This is a genomic window from Vibrio sp. A1-b2 (assembly GCF_021726015.1).
Lineage (GTDB): Bacteria > Pseudomonadota > Gammaproteobacteria > Enterobacterales > Vibrionaceae > Vibrio > Vibrio diazotrophicus.
Map to the genome: position 1 here is coordinate 751,102 of NZ_JAKKCI010000001.1, position 16,189 is coordinate 767,290.

15 protein-coding genes are annotated in these 16,189 nt (G+C 43.9%); 4 read left to right on the forward strand and 11 right to left on the reverse strand.

All coding sequences use genetic code 11. The features are described from left to right. Window positions 1–4: 4 nt before the first annotated feature. From bamA to rpsB, 9 genes are all read right to left on the reverse strand, one after another. The gene (bamA, locus tag L3V23_RS03465; protein WP_102966142.1) at window positions 5–2,419 is read right to left on the reverse strand and encodes an outer membrane protein assembly factor BamA; all 2,415 of its coding nucleotides are present in this window, start codon (window positions 2,417–2,419) and stop codon (window positions 5–7) included. Between the two features lie 48 nt (window positions 2,420–2,467). Then, a complete protein-coding gene (gene rseP / locus L3V23_RS03470) occupies window positions 2,468–3,826 on the reverse strand; it encodes a sigma E protease regulator RseP (protein ID WP_102966141.1) in 1,359 nt (452 codons plus the stop codon). Beyond that, on the reverse strand, window positions 3,823–5,031 hold the full coding sequence (gene ispC, locus L3V23_RS03475; RefSeq protein WP_102966167.1) for a 1-deoxy-D-xylulose-5-phosphate reductoisomerase: 1,209 nt from the start codon (window positions 5,029–5,031) through the stop codon (window positions 3,823–3,825). Before ispC ends, rseP begins: the two co-directional genes overlap by 4 nt. Window positions 5,032–5,082: 51 nt before the next feature. Beyond that, window positions 5,083–5,925, reverse strand: coding sequence for a phosphatidate cytidylyltransferase (locus L3V23_RS03480; protein ID WP_102966140.1), 843 nt, complete (start codon window positions 5,923–5,925; stop codon window positions 5,083–5,085). Between the two features lie 16 nt (window positions 5,926–5,941). Continuing rightward, a complete protein-coding gene (gene uppS / locus L3V23_RS03485; RefSeq protein WP_102966139.1) occupies window positions 5,942–6,694 on the reverse strand; it encodes a polyprenyl diphosphate synthase in 753 nt (250 codons plus the stop codon). Window positions 6,695–6,788: 94 nt separating this feature from the next. Then, window positions 6,789–7,346 carry a ribosome recycling factor gene (frr, locus tag L3V23_RS03490; RefSeq protein ID WP_102966138.1) on the reverse strand — a complete coding sequence of 186 codons (558 nt, stop codon included), beginning with the start codon at window positions 7,344–7,346 and terminating at the stop codon, window positions 6,789–6,791. 42 nt (window positions 7,347–7,388) lie between these two features. Further along, complete coding sequence (pyrH, locus tag L3V23_RS03495; RefSeq protein ID WP_042480135.1) at window positions 7,389–8,114, reverse strand: UMP kinase; 726 nt, start codon at window positions 8,112–8,114, stop codon at window positions 7,389–7,391. Between the two features lie 201 nt (window positions 8,115–8,315). Further along, window positions 8,316–9,158 (reverse strand): translation elongation factor Ts, encoded by an 843-nt coding sequence (tsf, locus tag L3V23_RS03500; protein ID WP_042480138.1) that lies wholly within the window; start codon window positions 9,156–9,158, stop codon window positions 8,316–8,318. 131 nt (window positions 9,159–9,289) lie between these two features. Beyond that, complete coding sequence (gene rpsB, locus L3V23_RS03505; RefSeq protein WP_042480140.1) at window positions 9,290–10,018, reverse strand: 30S ribosomal protein S2; 729 nt, start codon at window positions 10,016–10,018, stop codon at window positions 9,290–9,292. Between the two features lie 116 nt (window positions 10,019–10,134). Between rpsB and L3V23_RS03510 the strand changes: the two genes are divergently transcribed. The 4 genes from L3V23_RS03510 to L3V23_RS03525 all read left to right on the forward strand — a co-directional run bounded on the left by L3V23_RS03510 (window position 10,135) and on the right by L3V23_RS03525 (window position 14,568). Continuing rightward, the gene (locus L3V23_RS03510; RefSeq protein ID WP_156101997.1) at window positions 10,135–10,371 is read left to right on the forward strand and encodes a hypothetical protein; all 237 of its coding nucleotides are present in this window, start codon (window positions 10,135–10,137) and stop codon (window positions 10,369–10,371) included. A gap of 31 nt (window positions 10,372–10,402) precedes the next feature. Next, window positions 10,403–11,263: a type I methionyl aminopeptidase gene (map, locus tag L3V23_RS03515; protein ID WP_255209348.1), complete on the forward strand. Its 861-nt coding sequence runs from the start codon at window positions 10,403–10,405 to the stop codon at window positions 11,261–11,263. Between the two features lie 123 nt (window positions 11,264–11,386). Continuing rightward, window positions 11,387–14,026, forward strand: coding sequence for a bifunctional uridylyltransferase/uridylyl-removing protein GlnD (glnD, locus tag L3V23_RS03520; RefSeq protein ID WP_102966137.1), 2,640 nt, complete (start codon window positions 11,387–11,389; stop codon window positions 14,024–14,026). A 161-nt stretch (window positions 14,027–14,187) separates the two neighbouring features. Then, the gene (locus L3V23_RS03525) at window positions 14,188–14,568 is read left to right on the forward strand and encodes a DUF3461 family protein (RefSeq protein ID WP_042480145.1); all 381 of its coding nucleotides are present in this window, start codon (window positions 14,188–14,190) and stop codon (window positions 14,566–14,568) included. Between the two features lie 128 nt (window positions 14,569–14,696). On the opposite strand, the gene pgpA is transcribed toward L3V23_RS03525, so the two are convergent. Next, entirely contained in the window at window positions 14,697–15,203 is a 507-nt protein-coding gene (gene pgpA / locus L3V23_RS03530; protein ID WP_102954341.1) for a phosphatidylglycerophosphatase A, read from the reverse strand. A gap of 9 nt (window positions 15,204–15,212) precedes the next feature. After that, window positions 15,213–16,187, reverse strand: a complete 975-nt coding sequence (gene thiL, locus L3V23_RS03535) for a thiamine-phosphate kinase (protein WP_102966136.1) — start codon at window positions 16,185–16,187, stop codon at window positions 15,213–15,215. Window positions 16,188–16,189: the final 2 nt, after the last annotated feature.

The window sequence follows — 16,189 nt, forward strand, 5'->3', positions numbered from 1 at the left end:
TCTATTAGAACGTTTTACCGATGGTAAATGTGAAGAACTCTTCATCATCCCCTTCGTAAATTTTTATCGGCTTAGCCAACGAGAAGACCAGAGGGCCCATCGGTGACATCCATTGTAATGCAACACCGTAAGATGAACGATAATTGGTTGGATCTGAGTAGTCATAGTAGTACTCGTTACCATAATCTGCGCCGCCATCACGGTAGTCAAATTCTGTGTCCCAGACACTTGCCATATCGAAGAAAATACTGGTACGGATTTGATTTCGAGCTTCATCCGATGCAAATGGCGTTGGAACGATTAACTCGATACTACCTAATGCGATCGCGTTACCACCAACAGATTCATCAGAGGCAATATCCGAACCATTATTGGAGCCCGAATAATCACGATAAACGGCTTTCGGGCCAGCGGAGTTTGACCCAAAACCTCTTAAACTGGTGAAACCACCCGCATAGAAGTTTTCATAGAATGGATACAAGTTGTCGTTACCATCCGTCTGACCATAACCATTACCATAACCCAATCGACCGCGAAGCAACAACGCAAACTCATGTTTCTTGGTTAATGGGAAATATTGGCGGACATCATACTGCAGTTTAAAGAACTGTGCGTCAGAGCCAGGTACGGTCATTTTATAAAAAGCACGTTGATAGTTACCCGCGGTCGGGAAATAACCTTTATTCAGGTTGTTGCGCGTCCAAGATAGGTTGATATCAAAGTCATTTGTTACCAAGCTGCCATCGCTATCGACATTGCTTGCCTGTGCAATCAGGAAGCGCTCAACCTGCAAGTAAGGAGACAAGTTACCGAGCTTATTATGGGTATAGCCGATACCAAACTCAAAGCGGTTTAACTCATCAAACGGGAAACCCCAAGTCAGGTTGGTACCGTAACTTTCGTTGGTATAGTCAACAATACCCGCTTCCTTTGCTTCAAATTGGTTGTAAAAAACCTTACCACCTAAACTCACACCATCAAGGTTCCAATATGGATCTCGGTACTCTAATGTGATGTTCTTTTGGTAATCATTGGTCATTGCATTGATGCCAACGCGGTTACCCGTACCAAGGAAATTATCTTGTTGCAGACCGACTTGGAAACTCACACCAGATTCAGTACCGTAACCAATACCAAAGTTTACGCTGCCAGAGTTGGCTTCTTTAACGTTATAAACGAGGTCAACTTGGTCTTCGCTGCCTGGTACTCGAACTGTTTGTACATCTACAGTTTCGAAGAAACCTAAACGGCTCAAACGCGCTTTACCCGTATCTATCGCTTTCGAACTTAACCAACTGCCTTCCATTTGACGCATTTCACGACGAAGTACTTCGTCACGAGTCGCATTGTTACCAACAAAGCGAATGTCGCGTACATAAATACGCTTGCCAGCTTCTACGTTGACAACTAAGGATACTTCTTTGGTTTCGTCATTAAACTCTGGAATCGTACGAACTTGAGGATATGCATACCCCGCCTCACCAAGAACGCGTTTTACGCCCTCTTCAAGCTGAGTAACGGCAGAGCCGTTATAGGTTTCGCCATCTTCAAACGGAATCAGGGCATTGAACTCATCTTCTTTGCCGATAAGTTCACCACGGAATTTTACGCCCTTGACTGTATAAGGTTCACCTTCAGTCAGGTTCAACGTGATATAGACACCTTTCTTATCTGGAGAGATAGAAACGTTGGTCGATTCAACCTGAAACTTTAAGTAACCACGATCAAGATAGTAAGAACGAAGAGCCTCAATATCACCTGCTAAAACCTGTTTCTGATACTTATCATCAGAAAGGAAGTTCCACCATGCAACATCAACATTGAGGTTAAAACGAGACAAAAGCTCTTCGTCAGAAAAGACTTCGTTACCGATAAAGTTGATCTGCTGAATTTTTGCAGAAACGCCTTCGGTAAAAACAAACTTCAAATCAGCGCGATTACGCGGCAACGGTGTAACAACAGCCTGAACTGTCGCGTTGTACTTACCAACACTGTAATAAAAGTCTTCAAGGCCTTTTTCAATGTTGCTTAACGTTGTGCGATCTAATGCTTCGCCCACTCGAATACCTGAAGCATCTAGGTTTTGCTGAAGCTGCTCTTCTTTGATTGCCTTATTACCAGAGAAAGAGACCGTGGCTATCGTCGGGCGCTCTTTCACCTCAACGACCAGCACATCACCGTCCCTTAGAACTTTAACATCCTCAAAGTTACCAGATGCGTATAACGCTTTGATAATCCCTGCAACATCTTGAGAGTCGACAGAATCACCGATACGAACTGGCATTTTCAACAAAGCTGCACCAAGTGCCACACGTTGCAATCCGTTGATCTGAATGTCCTGTACAACAAAATTTTCGGCACTGTTCGCCGACACGCTGGTTGCGAGCAGTGTCGCGAAAAGGATCTTTTTCATTGCCATATGTATTTGAATTATTCCTTACTACAGCTTTTGCCTAATGCTAATCAATCACAGGCGAGTAAAATCGTTAAATAATGCCACGGCCATTAAGGAGAAAATGATTGCCCCACCAATTCGATAGCCCATTTCTTGTACTTTTTCTGGTACTGGGCGACGGGTAATTCCCTCAATAGCAAAAAATAATAGGTGTCCGCCATCTAACATCGGTAGTGGCACCAAATTTATAATTCCTAAATTCACACTAATCAGTGCTAAGAAGCCCAAGAAGTAAACCAAACCGTAATCGGCTGTCGTTCCCGCGCCTTTGGCAATCGAAATTGGACCGCTTAGGTTATTCAGACCAACATCACCCACAATAAGTTTCTTCAACATATTGACGGTTAAACCAATAACTTGCCCTGTTTTTTCGACCGCTTTACCAACCGATTCAAATACACCATATTGGAGATCAAAGCGATAATTTTCAGGCCATTCTGCGACTTCAGGTGCGATACCAGCAAAGCCAATCACTTTCCCCTGAGCAACATTCTTTGCCTGAGGAGTTAAAACCAGAGATAACTCTTCACCTTGTCGTTCAACTTTCAATTGAAGTGGCTTGTCAGGGTTGTTTTGGATAGCCGTCACGACCTGTTGCCAGTCATTGATAGCATTACCATCAATGTGCGTCAGAACATCACCAACCTCAAGACCAGCAAGCTGACCTGCCCCCCCTTCGGATACACTCTGTAAAGACATATAAATTTCAGGTGTATAAGGTTTAAAGCCTAAGGCCTCCATAGCAGACTCTGATTCTGGATCAAAGTTCCATTCTGACAGGTCTAAAGTTTTAATTTCGTCGAATCCAACACCTTCTTGAGATGTTACAGACATTACCAGTTGCTTATCACCGATATGGTCGATCAAGCCCATGTTGACCGATTCCCAATTCAGTGTTTCGACACCCGCAACGGATTTAATTTGCATACCAGACTCAAGACCAGCTTGAGCTGAAATGGAATGAGGAACAACTTCGCCAATAACAGGCTTAACTGATGGGACCCCGACGAGGAAAACCAGCCAGTAGGCAAAAATCGCAAAGAAAAAGTTAAATGCTGGACCGGCAGCAACGATAGCTGAACGTTTCCAAAGTGGCTTTTTATCAAATGCATAGCACTGCTGATCAGCAGGCACATCGTCCACACGCCCATCAAGCATTTTAACGAAGCCACCCAGTGGTATCATTGAGATGCTGTATTCCGTACCATCTTTGCCAATTTTGCTCCAGATGGATTTACCGAAACCAATAGAAAATTTTTCGACTTTGACGCCACACTTTCTGGCAACCCAGAAGTGTCCAAATTCATGCACCGCGACTAATATGCCAAGGGCAACGATAAAGGAGACAAAGTTCCACAAAATGCCACTCATAATATACGCTCTTTAAGTGCTTGGTTAGCTAGCTTGCGAGCCATTGTATCTAGCTCTAGTAGGCTTTCCAAGTCGTAGGAATGTAACTGGTTATTAGAGCCACATGCTTGTTCCAACACACGTTCATTAATCACTGCAATATCGGTAAAGCGAATTTGTCCTTTCAGGAACGCCTCCACTGCTATCTCATTTGCCGCATTTAATGATGTTGTTGCATGTTGTCCTTCATAACAAGCATCAATAGCCAATTTCAAACAAGGGTATCGTTGATAATCCACGTCCATGAATGTCAGCTCACTTAAACGAGTGAAGTCTAGAGGTTTTACACTCGCACTAACTCGATGTGGATAAGCCATAGTGTACGCGATTGGCGTTGCCATATCTGGTTCACCCATCTGTGCTATCACGGAACCATCTTTAAACTGCACCATGGAATGAATTACCGACTGAGGGTGAATCAACACTTTAAGCTGCTCTCTTGAAGCGTTAAACAACCATTTAGCTTCAATATACTCCAAACCTTTATTCATCATGGTTGCCGAATCAACGGAAATCTTAGGCCCCATAGACCAATTAGGATGAGCTATCGCCTGTTCAGGAGTAACACTTGCTAGCGTGCTGATATCACTGTAGCGAAATGGACCACCCGAACCTGTCAGCAAAATGTGAGACACCCCATTTGAAGTGAGATCACAGCGACCTAGCTGAGACTGCACCTCTCTAGGTAGACACTGAAAGATAGCATTATGTTCACTATCGACAGGTAAAAGTTCAGCACCATATTGTTCAACAGCATCAATAAACAACTGGCCGGACATAACAAGCGCTTCTTTGTTGGCAAGTAACACTCGTTTACCTGCTTTAACTGCTGCCATAGTAGGCACTAAGCCCGCAGCACCAACGATAGCGGCCATGACTGTATCAACGTCATCCATAGAGGCAACATGACACATAGCATCAATGCCATATGACACTTCAGTGCGAAGATTAAGCCCAGACAACTGTAAGGAAAGTTCTTGAGCAGCTTTAGCCGTCGCCATCACAGCATATTGTGGCTTCCAAATCAGGCATAGCTCACGCATTTTTTCTACGTTAACACCTGCCGCCAAAGCAACAATTTGGAATTGTTCTGGATTTTCTTTAACTACTTTAAGTGTGCTAGCACCAATAGAGCCTGTTGCACCAAGAATCGTTAACTTACGCATAGCAAAACCGTTGTTAATAATAGGAATAGGCAAGACGCGCTTGCCTATCTGTTAAAGCATGAAGTAAAGAAAAGCGAAAACAGGGAAAGCGGCTGTCAGGCTGTCTATACGATCAAGTATACCGCCATGCCCTGGAATAATATTGCTACTGTCTTTGATACCGGAAACTCGTTTGAACATACTTTCAACTAGGTCACCAAGCACAGAAATAACCACCGTTACTAAGATGGTGAATAGCATGACAGGCACAGAAGAGAATTGAATGCTAAACAAATCGGCAAATATCCAACCCACCAACATTGCCGCAATAACACCACCTACTAAGCCTTCCATCGTTTTGTTTGGGCTAACAGCGGGCGCCATTTTGTGCTTACCGAAGCTTTTACCAGCGAAATACGCTCCGCTATCTGCAGACCATACGATAAAGCAAACAAACAGGACTAGACGTGCACCGTGATACGAATCAACAGCAATATTTTCTGCTCGAAGGAAAATTACACTCCAGAAAAACGGAATCAGTGTAAGAAGGCCAAACAGGTGGCGAAGAATATTGGAGTTTTCCCACCATGGGCGAGATTTAGGATAACTAATAGCTAGAAAGCTAGAGAATACCCACCATAAACTACCCACGATAAGTAACAAAAAATGAGAATTACTGAGAGAATGGAACCAAGCATCGTCTGGGACTAACCAAAAGTAACTTCCTACCCCAGCGATAACTGCGGGGACTAAGGCAAGGTAACGAGATGAAGCATTTACAAACTGTGTCCATTCCCATGAACCAATAAAAGTCACCGTTGCCAATGCAACCATGAACCAAGGAAGGGAGAGATAAAAAATGGCTAAAATCACCAAAGGTGCAAGTATGAGCGCTGTAATTATTCTTTGCTTCAAACTTTAAAATCCTATTTTATTTTTCCATCAATGCCTTGATTTGTTCACCAGTGCAGCCAAAACGACGCTCACGATTAACAAACCAAGTCACTGCTTCAACCAAACTTTCCTCACCAAATTCTGGCCAGTAAGTTGGCGTGAAATACAGCTCAGCATAAGCCAGCTGCCACAGCATAAAGTTACTGATGCGACATTCACCGCCAGTACGAATCATTAAATCAACTTCAGGAATATCTGACATGGTCAAATGTGCACGGATGGTTTCCTCAGTAATATCAGAAGCAACCAACTCACCTTGCGCAACCTTTTCCGCAATGCTTCGGGTTGCTTGAGTAATATCCCATTGACCACCATAATTTGCCGCGATATTGATCAACATGCCTGTATTATCTTTCGTTAACTCTTCTGCCTGAGCAATTTTATTTTGCAAGCGCTCACTAAAACGACTCTTATCACCGATAACACGCAGACGTAATTGATTTTTATGCAGTTTCTTAACTTCAGTCGTCAGAACCGTCATAAACAACTCCATTAGCACACCCACTTCTTCTTCAGGGCGACGCCAATTCTCACTGCTAAATGCGAATAAGGTGACAGCTTTGATTCCCAAACGCGCGGCAGTCGAAATAGTTTTACGAACTGATGCCACGCCATTTTTGTGTCCGAAAACACGAGGTTTACCCTGCTCTTTTGCCCAACGGCCATTACCATCCATAATGATTGCAATATGTTGTGGTAAAGCTTCTGGAGAGAGTTGCGAATTTTGCATAAGGAAGTTTTGACGATAAAAAGATGGTGAAGAGTAGCATAGTTAAACGCTGTGCTGCGAGCACAGCGTTTATATCATTGAAAGTTATGAGAGATTAAACTTCCATGAGTTCTTTTTCTTTTACTGCAAGAACTTCATCGATTTTCTTCACAGCGAGATCTGTCAGTTTTTGGATTTCGTCTTGTGCTTTACGATCTTCATCTTCAGAAATTTCTTTATCTTTTAGAAGACCTTTAAGATCGCTGTTTGCATCACGACGGATGTTACGTACAGCAACACGAGCACCTTCAGCTTCGCCACGTACAATCTTAACTAGGTCACGACGACGCTCTTCCGTTAGCGGAGGAAGTGGAACGCGGATAACAGTGCCTGCAGACATCGGGTTCAGACCAAGATCTGACATCATGATCGCTTTTTCAACTTTTGGCGTTAACTCTTTGTCGAAAACAGTAATAGCAAGCGTACGAGCGTCTTCTGCTACAACGTTTGCAACTTGACTTAGAGGCGTTGGTGCACCGTAGTACTCCACAGAGATACCAGAAAGTAGGCTTGGGTGCGCACGACCAGTACGTACTTTAGAAAGGGTGTTTTTTAATGCTTCAACACTTTTGTCCATACGCTCTTGAGCGTCTCTTTTAATCTCATTAATCACAATTTCACCTTAATTCTTGTTTCATCTAGAGAGTGATTATACTTAGGCGCTGATTAGCGTACCTTCCGCTTCACCCATAACCACACGGCGTAGAGCGCCAGGTTTGTTCATATTGAATACGCGGATCGGCATGCCGTGATCACGAGCCAATGTAAATGCCGCTAAATCCATTACTTTCAATTCTTTCTCAAGAACGTCGTTGTAAGAAAGTTTATCATACAACTGAGCATCTGGGTTAGCTACAGGGTCAGCCGAGAACACTCCATCAACTTTCGTTGCTTTTAGAACGATATCCGCTTCAATTTCAATACCACGCAAACATGCAGCTGAATCCGTTGTGAAGAATGGGTTACCAGTACCTGCCGAGAAAATCACAACACGACCACCACGTAGCTGGCTGATAGCATCTGCCCAGTTGTAATCGTCACACACACCATTCAATGGAATTGCAGACATTACACGAGCATTCACATACGCACGGTGAAGTGCATCACGCATTGCCAAACCATTCATCACTGTCGCTAGCATCCCCATGTGGTCACCCACAACACGGTTCATGCCCGCTTTCGCCAGACCAGCGCCACGGAATAAGTTACCGCCACCGATAACAACGCCCACTTGGACACCAAGCTCCACCAGTTCTTTCACTTCTTGAGCCATACGATCTAGAACGGCTGGATCAATACCAAAACCTTCTTCACCTTGAAGCGCTTCACCGCTAAGTTTTAACAGAATACGTTGATATACTGGTTTAGGGTTCGTTGTCATGGACTTTACCTTCCAAAGAGAGTTGTTGATTAACAGTCATGAATAGGCTTACTCAAGTAAGCACATTCATCACGGTTAAGCTGCTGGCTGAACTATATAACTTCGTGAGTTATACAAATGAGCGAGCTAAACATTCACCAGCTTATTCGTGAAAAGACCGCAGCCTTGGCTACGGTCTTTTTATAAGCAATTCGCTAAGGATTAACCTTTTTGAGCCAATGCTACTTCTTCAGCAAAGCTTAGGCCTTCAGCTTTCTCGATACCTTCACCAACTTCTAGGCGAACGAAAGTAGAAACAGCAGCGCCACGCTCTTTAAGGATTTCACCAACAGATTTCTTAGGTTCCATTACGAATGGTTGACCAGTTAGAGAAACTTCGCCAGTGAATTTCTTCATGCGGCCTTCAACCATTTTCTCTGCGATTTCTTTTGGCTTGCCTTCGTTCATAGCGATTTCAACTTGAACTTCACGCTCTTTAGCAACTACGTCTGCTGGTACGTCTTCAGGGTTAACGTACTCTGGACGAGAAGCAGCTACGTGCATAGCAACGTGTTTTAGAGTTTCAGCGTCGCCTTCACCAGCAACAACAACACCGATCTTCTCACCGTGACGGTAAGTAGCTAGTGCAGCACCCTCAACGTATTGTACGCGACGGATGTTTACGTTTTCGCCGATTTTAGCTACTAGAGCAACGCGAGTTTCTTCGAATTTAGCTTGTAGTTCTTCAACAGAAGCTTTAGACGCTAGTGCATCTTCAGCAACTTGGTTTACGAACGCAGTAAAGTTAGCATCTTTTGCAACGAAGTCTGTTTGACAGTTAACTTCAAGAAGAACAGCTACACCGTTTGCTTCTTTGATTGCGATAGTACCTTCAGCAGCTACGTTACCTGCTTTTTTAGCAGCTTTAGCAGCGCCAGACTTACGCATGTTTTCAATCGCTAGCTCGATGTCACCGTTTGTTTCAACAAGCGCTTTTTTACATTCCATCATACCTGCGCCAGTACGTTCGCGCAGTTCTTTTACTAGAGCAGCAGTAACAGCCATTCTCTATTCCTCAGTTAAATTCTGGATAAGGTAAAAATTGAGGGCCTACATTATCGGCCCCCAATACTAACTATAACCTAGCATATGTTTCAGTTTTTGACTCATACGCTAAGTGAGACTCGGAGCCGCTATTATTCAGCTTCTACGAAACCGTCTTTTTCAGCAACTACAGCTACGTCTTTGTTACGGCCTTCATTTACTGATTCAGCCGCTGCGTTTAGGTATAGTTGAACTGCACGGATTGCGTCGTCGTTACCAGGGATAACGTAGTCAACGCCGTCTGGGTTAGAGTTAGTATCAACAACCGCGAATACTGGAATACCTAGGTTGTTTGCTTCTTTAACTGCGATGTGCTCGTGATCAGCGTCGATTACGAATAGAGCGTCTGGTAGACCGCCCATGTCTTTGATACCACCAAGAGATTTCTCTAGCTTCTCCATTTCACGAGTACGCATTAGAGCTTCTTTCTTAGTTAGCTTGTCGAAAGTACCGTCTGTAGACTGTGCTTCAAGATCTTTTAGACGCTTGATTGATTGACGAACAGTTTTCCAGTTAGTTAGCATACCACCTAACCAACGGTTGTTTACGTAGTATTGGTTGCTTGCAAGAGCAGCTTCTTTAACAGCTTCAGATGCAGCGCGCTTAGTACCTACGAAAAGAACTTTACCTTTTTTCTCGCCAACTTTAACTAGCTCAGCTAGAGCTTCGTTGAACATTGGTACAGTTTTTTCAAGGTTGATGATGTGAACGCGGTTACGAGCACCGAAAATGAATGGCTTCATTTTTGGGTTCCAGTAACGAGTTTGGTGACCGAAGTGAACACCAGCTTTCAGCATGTCGCGCATTGATACAGTTGCCATTATAAAATCCTCTATGGGGTTAGGCCTCCACATCCCCCATGCATCCGACTCCTAAGCTAATACTTGGAGCACCCCGGAACACGTGTCGGAATGTGTGTGATTTAAGATAAAAGTTAATGGAACAAAATCTGATTCGCCTATATAGAAGAAAACAGACCTTGATTCCGGCGCGCTTTATACCATATTTTTCACCTTTATGGCTAGAAAAAAATGCCTCTCGCTTGTCAGCGACTAACGCTCACTCTGGTGAAAATCCATCAATAAATGCTCAACGCTTAGAAGTCATTATAGGCGATCATAACAATTCTTATTTGAGTGTTTTCTTGCGCTTCCACTTTCCACTGATACAATAACGCGATTAGCACACACCAAGTGCAAACACGAATATATAGAGTAAAGCCGATGTCTGTAAAAATTAAGAATGCTGAAGAAATAGAAAAAATGCGCGTTGCTGGTCGCTTAGCCGCAGAAGTTCTAGAAATGATTGAACCTTATGTAAAAGCAGGTGTGACCACTGAAGAGCTGGATCAAATCTGCCATAAACACATCACCGAAGTTCAAGGCGCAATCCCAGCACCTCTCAATTACCACGGCTACCCTAAGTCAATCTGTACATCGATCAACCACATTGTGTGTCATGGTATTCCTGCAACTCAAGATACCACTTTCGGTCAATTGGTTCGCCCTGCGGTACTAAAAGACGGTGACATCATCAATATCGATATCACTGTTATCAAAGATGGTTACCACGGCGACACGTCGAAAATGTTTTTAGTGGGTGATGTATCTCCTGCGGACAAGCGCCTATGTATGGTTGCACAAGAAAGCTTGTACTTATCACTGAAGAAAGTGAAGCCGGGTATTCAACTTGGTGAAATCGGTACAACTATCGAGAAGTACATCAAAACGAACAATAAGAACAACCCTAGCACTAAGTTTTCTATTGTTCGTGACTATTGTGGTCACGGCATTGGTGCTGAGTTCCACGAAGAGCCGCAAGTGGTTCACTACAAGAACAGTGATCGCACCATCCTTCGTGAAGGCATGACATTTACCATCGAACCAATGATTAACGCTGGTAAGTTCGGTTGTCGTTTAGATGATGAAGATGATTGGACTGTTTACACTGCAGACGGCAAGAAATCAGCTCAATGGGAGCACACGATTTTAGTCACTGCTGACGGTTGTGAAATTCTGACCTTACGTGAAGAAGAATCACTCCCTCGCTTCCTCGTTAATGCTTAAGCGAAATTAAAATTGAATACAGATAAAAATATCCCTGCTCTCAGGGATATTTTTTTATCTGTTCGTATCTGTTAGATTCATTTCAACACGTACTTATTTGTTATCTCAATAAGAGATACCAGCATGGATGCTTTGACTATGCCTTTTCAGTCTCCTTTAACTTTTTCTGATGAACAACTGACCATCGGTGAGTTAAAACAACAGCTTGAACATTTTGCCCAGTATCAAAAGCAAGAATTTTTGAATCACCACCCAGTGGCTGATCTTGTTTTAGGACGTTCAGAGTATATGGATTTACTCCTGCATCGTTTATGGCAATATTTCGGATTTATTGACAACCCTGAGCTTAGCTTAGTCGCGGTAGGCGGCTACGGACGAGGAGAACTTCACCCACTTTCTGACATCGATATTTTGATCATCTCGAACAAAAAAATCGCTGAGGAGACAGAACGTAAAGTCAGCGAATTTATTACTCTGCTTTGGGATTTACGCTTAGAAGTGGGACACGCGGTTCGCACTGTTGATGAATGCTCAGAGATAGGCCGATCTGACTTGACGGTTGCAACCAACTTACAAGAAGCACGACTATTAGCAGGCAGTGAAGATACCTTCCACCGCTTGAAGATGCTGATTCATTCAGAATCTTTCTGGCCAAGCGAAACCTTCTACAAAGCGAAGATTCAAGAACAGCGTGAACGTCATGCACGTTATCACGATACCACCTACAACCTTGAACCAGACATCAAGTCGACGCCAGGTGGCCTACGTGACATTCATACTCTAAGCTGGGTTGCCCGCCGCCACTTTGGCGCGACCTCCCTTTATGAGATGAGCCGCTACGGATTTTTAACCGATGCGGAATATAGAGAGCTGGTTGAGTGCCAAGACTTTTTGTGGCGAGTGCGCTTTGCCCTTCACATGGAACTCAAACGCTACGACAACCGCCTGACATTTGGCTTGCAGGCACAAGTTGCAGAACATTTGGGCTTTACTGGTGAAGGCAACCGAGCGGTTGAGATGATGATGAAAGAGTTCTACCGCACGGTTCGCCGAGTTGCAGAACTCAACAAAATGCTGCTAAAACTGTTTGATCAAGCCATTTTGAACAATGGTGAAGAGTGTGAACCCGTCGTCCTCGATGAAGATTTCCAACGTCGCGGTAGCTTGATCGAAGCCAGAAAGCCTGCTCTGTTTCAAGCAAGGCCAGAAACAATTTTGGACATGTTTCTCCATATCGCAAATGACTCAACCATTGATGGTGTAGCTCCGGCAACCATGCGCCAGTTACGCACTGCTCGCCGCCGTTTGAACAAATTCTTGCATACCATTCCTGAAGCTCGCGAAAAGTTTATGGAACTTGTGCGTCATCCGAATGCGTTGCACAGAGCATTCAGCTTAATGCACAAACTGGGCGTTCTAGCCGCTTATCTGCCGCAATGGAGCCAAATAGTTGGTCAGATGCAATTCGACCTTTTCCATGCTTATACCGTTGATGAGCATAGTATTCGACTTCTCAAACACATCAATACCTTTGGCGATCCAGCGAATCATGACAGACACCCAATCTGTTGCGAAATCTATCCTAAATTGCAGAAAAAAGAGCTATTAATTCTTGCGGCTATTTTCCATGATATCGGTAAAGGACGAGGTGGAGACCATTCAGAGATCGGCGCGGGAGAAGCCTATGATTTCTGTATCGAACATGGGTTGTCAAAGCCAGAGGCCAAACTTGTCTCTTGGTTAGTGCTCAATCACCTTTTAATGTCTGTGACTGCACAACGCCGAGATATTTACGATCCTGAAGTCATCATCGAATTTGCGAAAAAAGTACGTGACGAAGAATACTTGGAGTATTTGGTTTGTCTGACGGTTGCTGACATTTGTGCAACCAACCCTGAACTGTGGAACAGTTGGAAAAGAACCCTGCTTGCAGAGCTTTTCTATTCAACTCAACGCGCCCTGCGCCGTGGACTGGAAAACCCTGTAGATGTGCGCGACCGTATTCGCCACAACCAACAGCTTGCTTCCGCTTTGTTACGTAAAGAAGGCTTTAGCAGCAGAGAAATTGAGTTACTCTGGCAAAGATTCAAAGCGGACTATTTCCTGCGACATACTCACAAACAAATTGCATGGCATTGTACTCATTTACTTCGCCACAAAGATCCAACGCAACCATTAGTGATATTGAGTAAACGTGCGCCTCGCGGCGGTACAGAGATATTTGTCTACACCAAAGACCAACCTTCCCTCTTTGCCAAAGTGGTTGGTGAGTTGGACAGACGCAACCTTAACGTCCATGACGCACAGATCATGACAAGCAAAGATGGCTATGTGCTCGATACCTTCATGGTACTAGATCAGAATGGATCCGTGATTGAAGAAGCTCGTCATCAGGCGCTAAGTAAGCACATTGTTAACGTGCTAAAAAGCGAAAGTGCTCTCGAACTGAAAACACGTCGACTTCCTCGTCAGCTGAAGCATTTTACAGTAAAAACCACTATCGACTTTTTGCCGACCCGAAGTAAAAAGCGCACGCTTATGGAATTCGTCGCTCTTGACACTCCAGGGCTGCTAGCGACTGTTGGTGCTACCTTCTCTGAGCTAAATTTGGATCTGCACGCTGCGAAAATCACCACTATGGGCGAACGAGCGGAAGACTTATTTATCTTAACCAGCCCACAAGGAAACAAGCTGAGCGAAGAAGAAGAAGTCCTATTACGTGAACGACTAATTGAAAATGTTTCAGAACTCGCACCGGATTGAAACTGTGATAAATAGCGATCTTGTCCACAACTTGATCTATTTAAGCAAAATCAGCTATCTAACACACTTCGGGGCTGCTACATTTACCTCAGGGTCTGTCTAAATTTCAAACTACTCAGACCCTATAAAATTGATGTAAAACACAAACCTAGAGGTCGCTTATGTTTCCACACCTCAATGGCTTAGGAATTCATGATCCTAGCCAGATAGAACGCTACTCTTTACGCCAAGAGGCGCAAAAAGATGTGTTAAAAATCTACTTTAAGAAGCAAAAAGGCGAATTATTCGCCAAAAGTGTAAAATTCAAATACCCAAGGCAGAAAAAAAGCGTTTTGGTTGACAGTGGAAGTCATCAATATAAAGAGGTCACAGAAATCAACCGCAACTTAACGTTGATTATTGATGAGCTCAATAAAATAACCCGACATGAGACACCAGAAGAAATCGATGTTAAACAGAAGATATTGAAAGATCTTCGCCACTTGGAAAAAGTGGTCGCAAGCAAGATAGCGGAAATCGAAGCAGACCTCGAAAAACTGTAAACTCAACGGTTATAAACAGAAAAGGTTCCCATTGGGAACCTTAATTTTTTCTATGATTACTGCAAAAGCTGGAATCTAATAGTCATGCACTGTTCGTAGATTTTTGCCTTCGCAAGAATGCCGAGAGACTAGGCCATCCACCCCGCCCAATAGCCAATCAGTCCAAGACTAACAGCGGACATCACACCCGCCACTAAATCATCAATCATGATGCCTAGCCCGCCATGAACACGTTTGTCTAGCCAGCCTATTGGCCAAGGTTTTACCATGTCGAAAAAACGGAACAAGACAAAGCCAGTTACAAGCCATTTCCAATCGAAAACTGGCAGATTAAACATAGGCACCACCAGCATAGTGATCCAAAAACCTGCGAATTCATCCCAGACAATCGAGCCATGATCATGCACTTTCATGTCATCGGAAGTAATTTGGCAAATTTTAATCCCTACGATGCTGGCAACCACCACCACAGCCACGTACAACCATAAAGGCAACTGCACAAGTAACAAGTAGAACGGTACTGAAGCCAGTGTTCCCACCGTACCAGGAACAATTGGAGACAAACCGCTTCCAAAACCGGTAGCCAGCAAATGCCAAGGATTACTTAATGATATGAGTGATTTAGGATTCGTCATACTTCTACCTTATACATCAGCCTTGAAATGATCGTATCCTTCCAGTGACCAATTCAGCTTTTTACCTTTGTTGTGCAGTTCAAATGTGCCATGAGGTCGAATTTGACCGATACAAGTCACCTTGGTGCCCGTATGCGCAAGCACACTTTCAAGCGAACCTTTATTCTGTTCTGGCACAGTAAAACATAACTCGTACTCTTCGCCACTGGTTAAAGCACATTTTTGAGCGTCAGAGATATCACCAAGGAATTGCATGAGTTCTTTGGAGATAGGCAACAGGCTGGTATCAATAGAAGCACCGACTTGTGAGCGATTCAAAATATGCTTTAAGTCTGAAATAAGACCATCGGAAATATCAATCGCGGACGAAGCGACGTTCAATAGAGCTTGTCCCGCCAAGACTCTCGGGTGAGAGATATAATGGCGCTTTTCCAACTCCAAAGCGAAAGGTTCATGCCTTTTTTCAGCATCAAGCACAACACTTAACCCAGCCTGACTGTCACCCAGTTCACCTGTGACATAAATCCAGTCACCAACTTTAGCGCCCGAACGAGTTAAAGCTCGGTTATCCGGTACAAATCCTTGCACTGTCAAACTAATGCTGAGAGGGCCTTTAGTTGTATCTCCACCTATAAGCTGGATATTGTAGTAATTCGCGAGTTCGAAAAACGCGTCACAAAATGGCTTCAGCCAAGCTTCATCAATAGAAGGTAAAGTTAACGCCATTGAGACCCAAGCAGGCGTAGCCCCCATTGCGGCTAAATCACTGATGTTTGAGGCTAATGCCTTATGAGCCACCCAAGCAGGATTAGCATCCGCTAAGAAGTGAGTGCCCGCTACTAAGGTATCCGTACTGATAGCAATACGTACACCTTCCGGCGCTTTCACAATAGCACAGTCGTCCCCAAGCGCGAGATGGACATCTTTACGCTGAGTTTGACGAGCAGAAAAATATTTATCGATTAGGTTAAATTCACCAAACATTC

Bases quoted from the DNA above. Each gene is read 5' to 3' on its own strand.
- rpsB (WP_042480140.1), bottom strand. From the start codon at position 10,018: ATGGCAACTGTATCAATGCGCGACATGCTGAAAGCTGGTGTTCACTTC.
- bamA (WP_102966142.1), bottom strand. From the start codon at position 2,419: ATGGCAATGAAAAAGATCCTTTTCGCGACACTGCTCGCAACCAGCGTG.
- pgpA (WP_102954341.1), bottom strand. From the start codon at position 15,203: ATGACGAATCCTAAATCACTCATATCATTAAGTAATCCTTGGCATTTG.
- L3V23_RS03525 (WP_042480145.1), top strand. From the start codon at position 14,188: ATGTTTCCACACCTCAATGGCTTAGGAATTCATGATCCTAGCCAGATA.
- L3V23_RS03510 (WP_156101997.1), top strand. From the start codon at position 10,135: ATGGAACAAAATCTGATTCGCCTATATAGAAGAAAACAGACCTTGATT.
- ispC (WP_102966167.1), bottom strand. From the start codon at position 5,031: ATGCGTAAGTTAACGATTCTTGGTGCAACAGGCTCTATTGGTGCTAGC.
- pyrH (WP_042480135.1), bottom strand. From the start codon at position 8,114: ATGACAACGAACCCTAAACCAGTATATCAACGTATTCTGTTAAAACTT.
- thiL (WP_102966136.1), bottom strand. From the start codon at position 16,187: ATGTTTGGTGAATTTAACCTAATCGATAAATATTTTTCTGCTCGTCAA.
- tsf (WP_042480138.1), bottom strand. From the start codon at position 9,158: ATGGCTGTTACTGCTGCTCTAGTAAAAGAACTGCGCGAACGTACTGGC.
- uppS (WP_102966139.1), bottom strand. From the start codon at position 6,694: ATGCAAAATTCGCAACTCTCTCCAGAAGCTTTACCACAACATATTGCA.
- rseP (WP_102966141.1), bottom strand. From the start codon at position 3,826: ATGAGTGGCATTTTGTGGAACTTTGTCTCCTTTATCGTTGCCCTTGGC.
- glnD (WP_102966137.1), top strand. From the start codon at position 11,387: ATGGATGCTTTGACTATGCCTTTTCAGTCTCCTTTAACTTTTTCTGAT.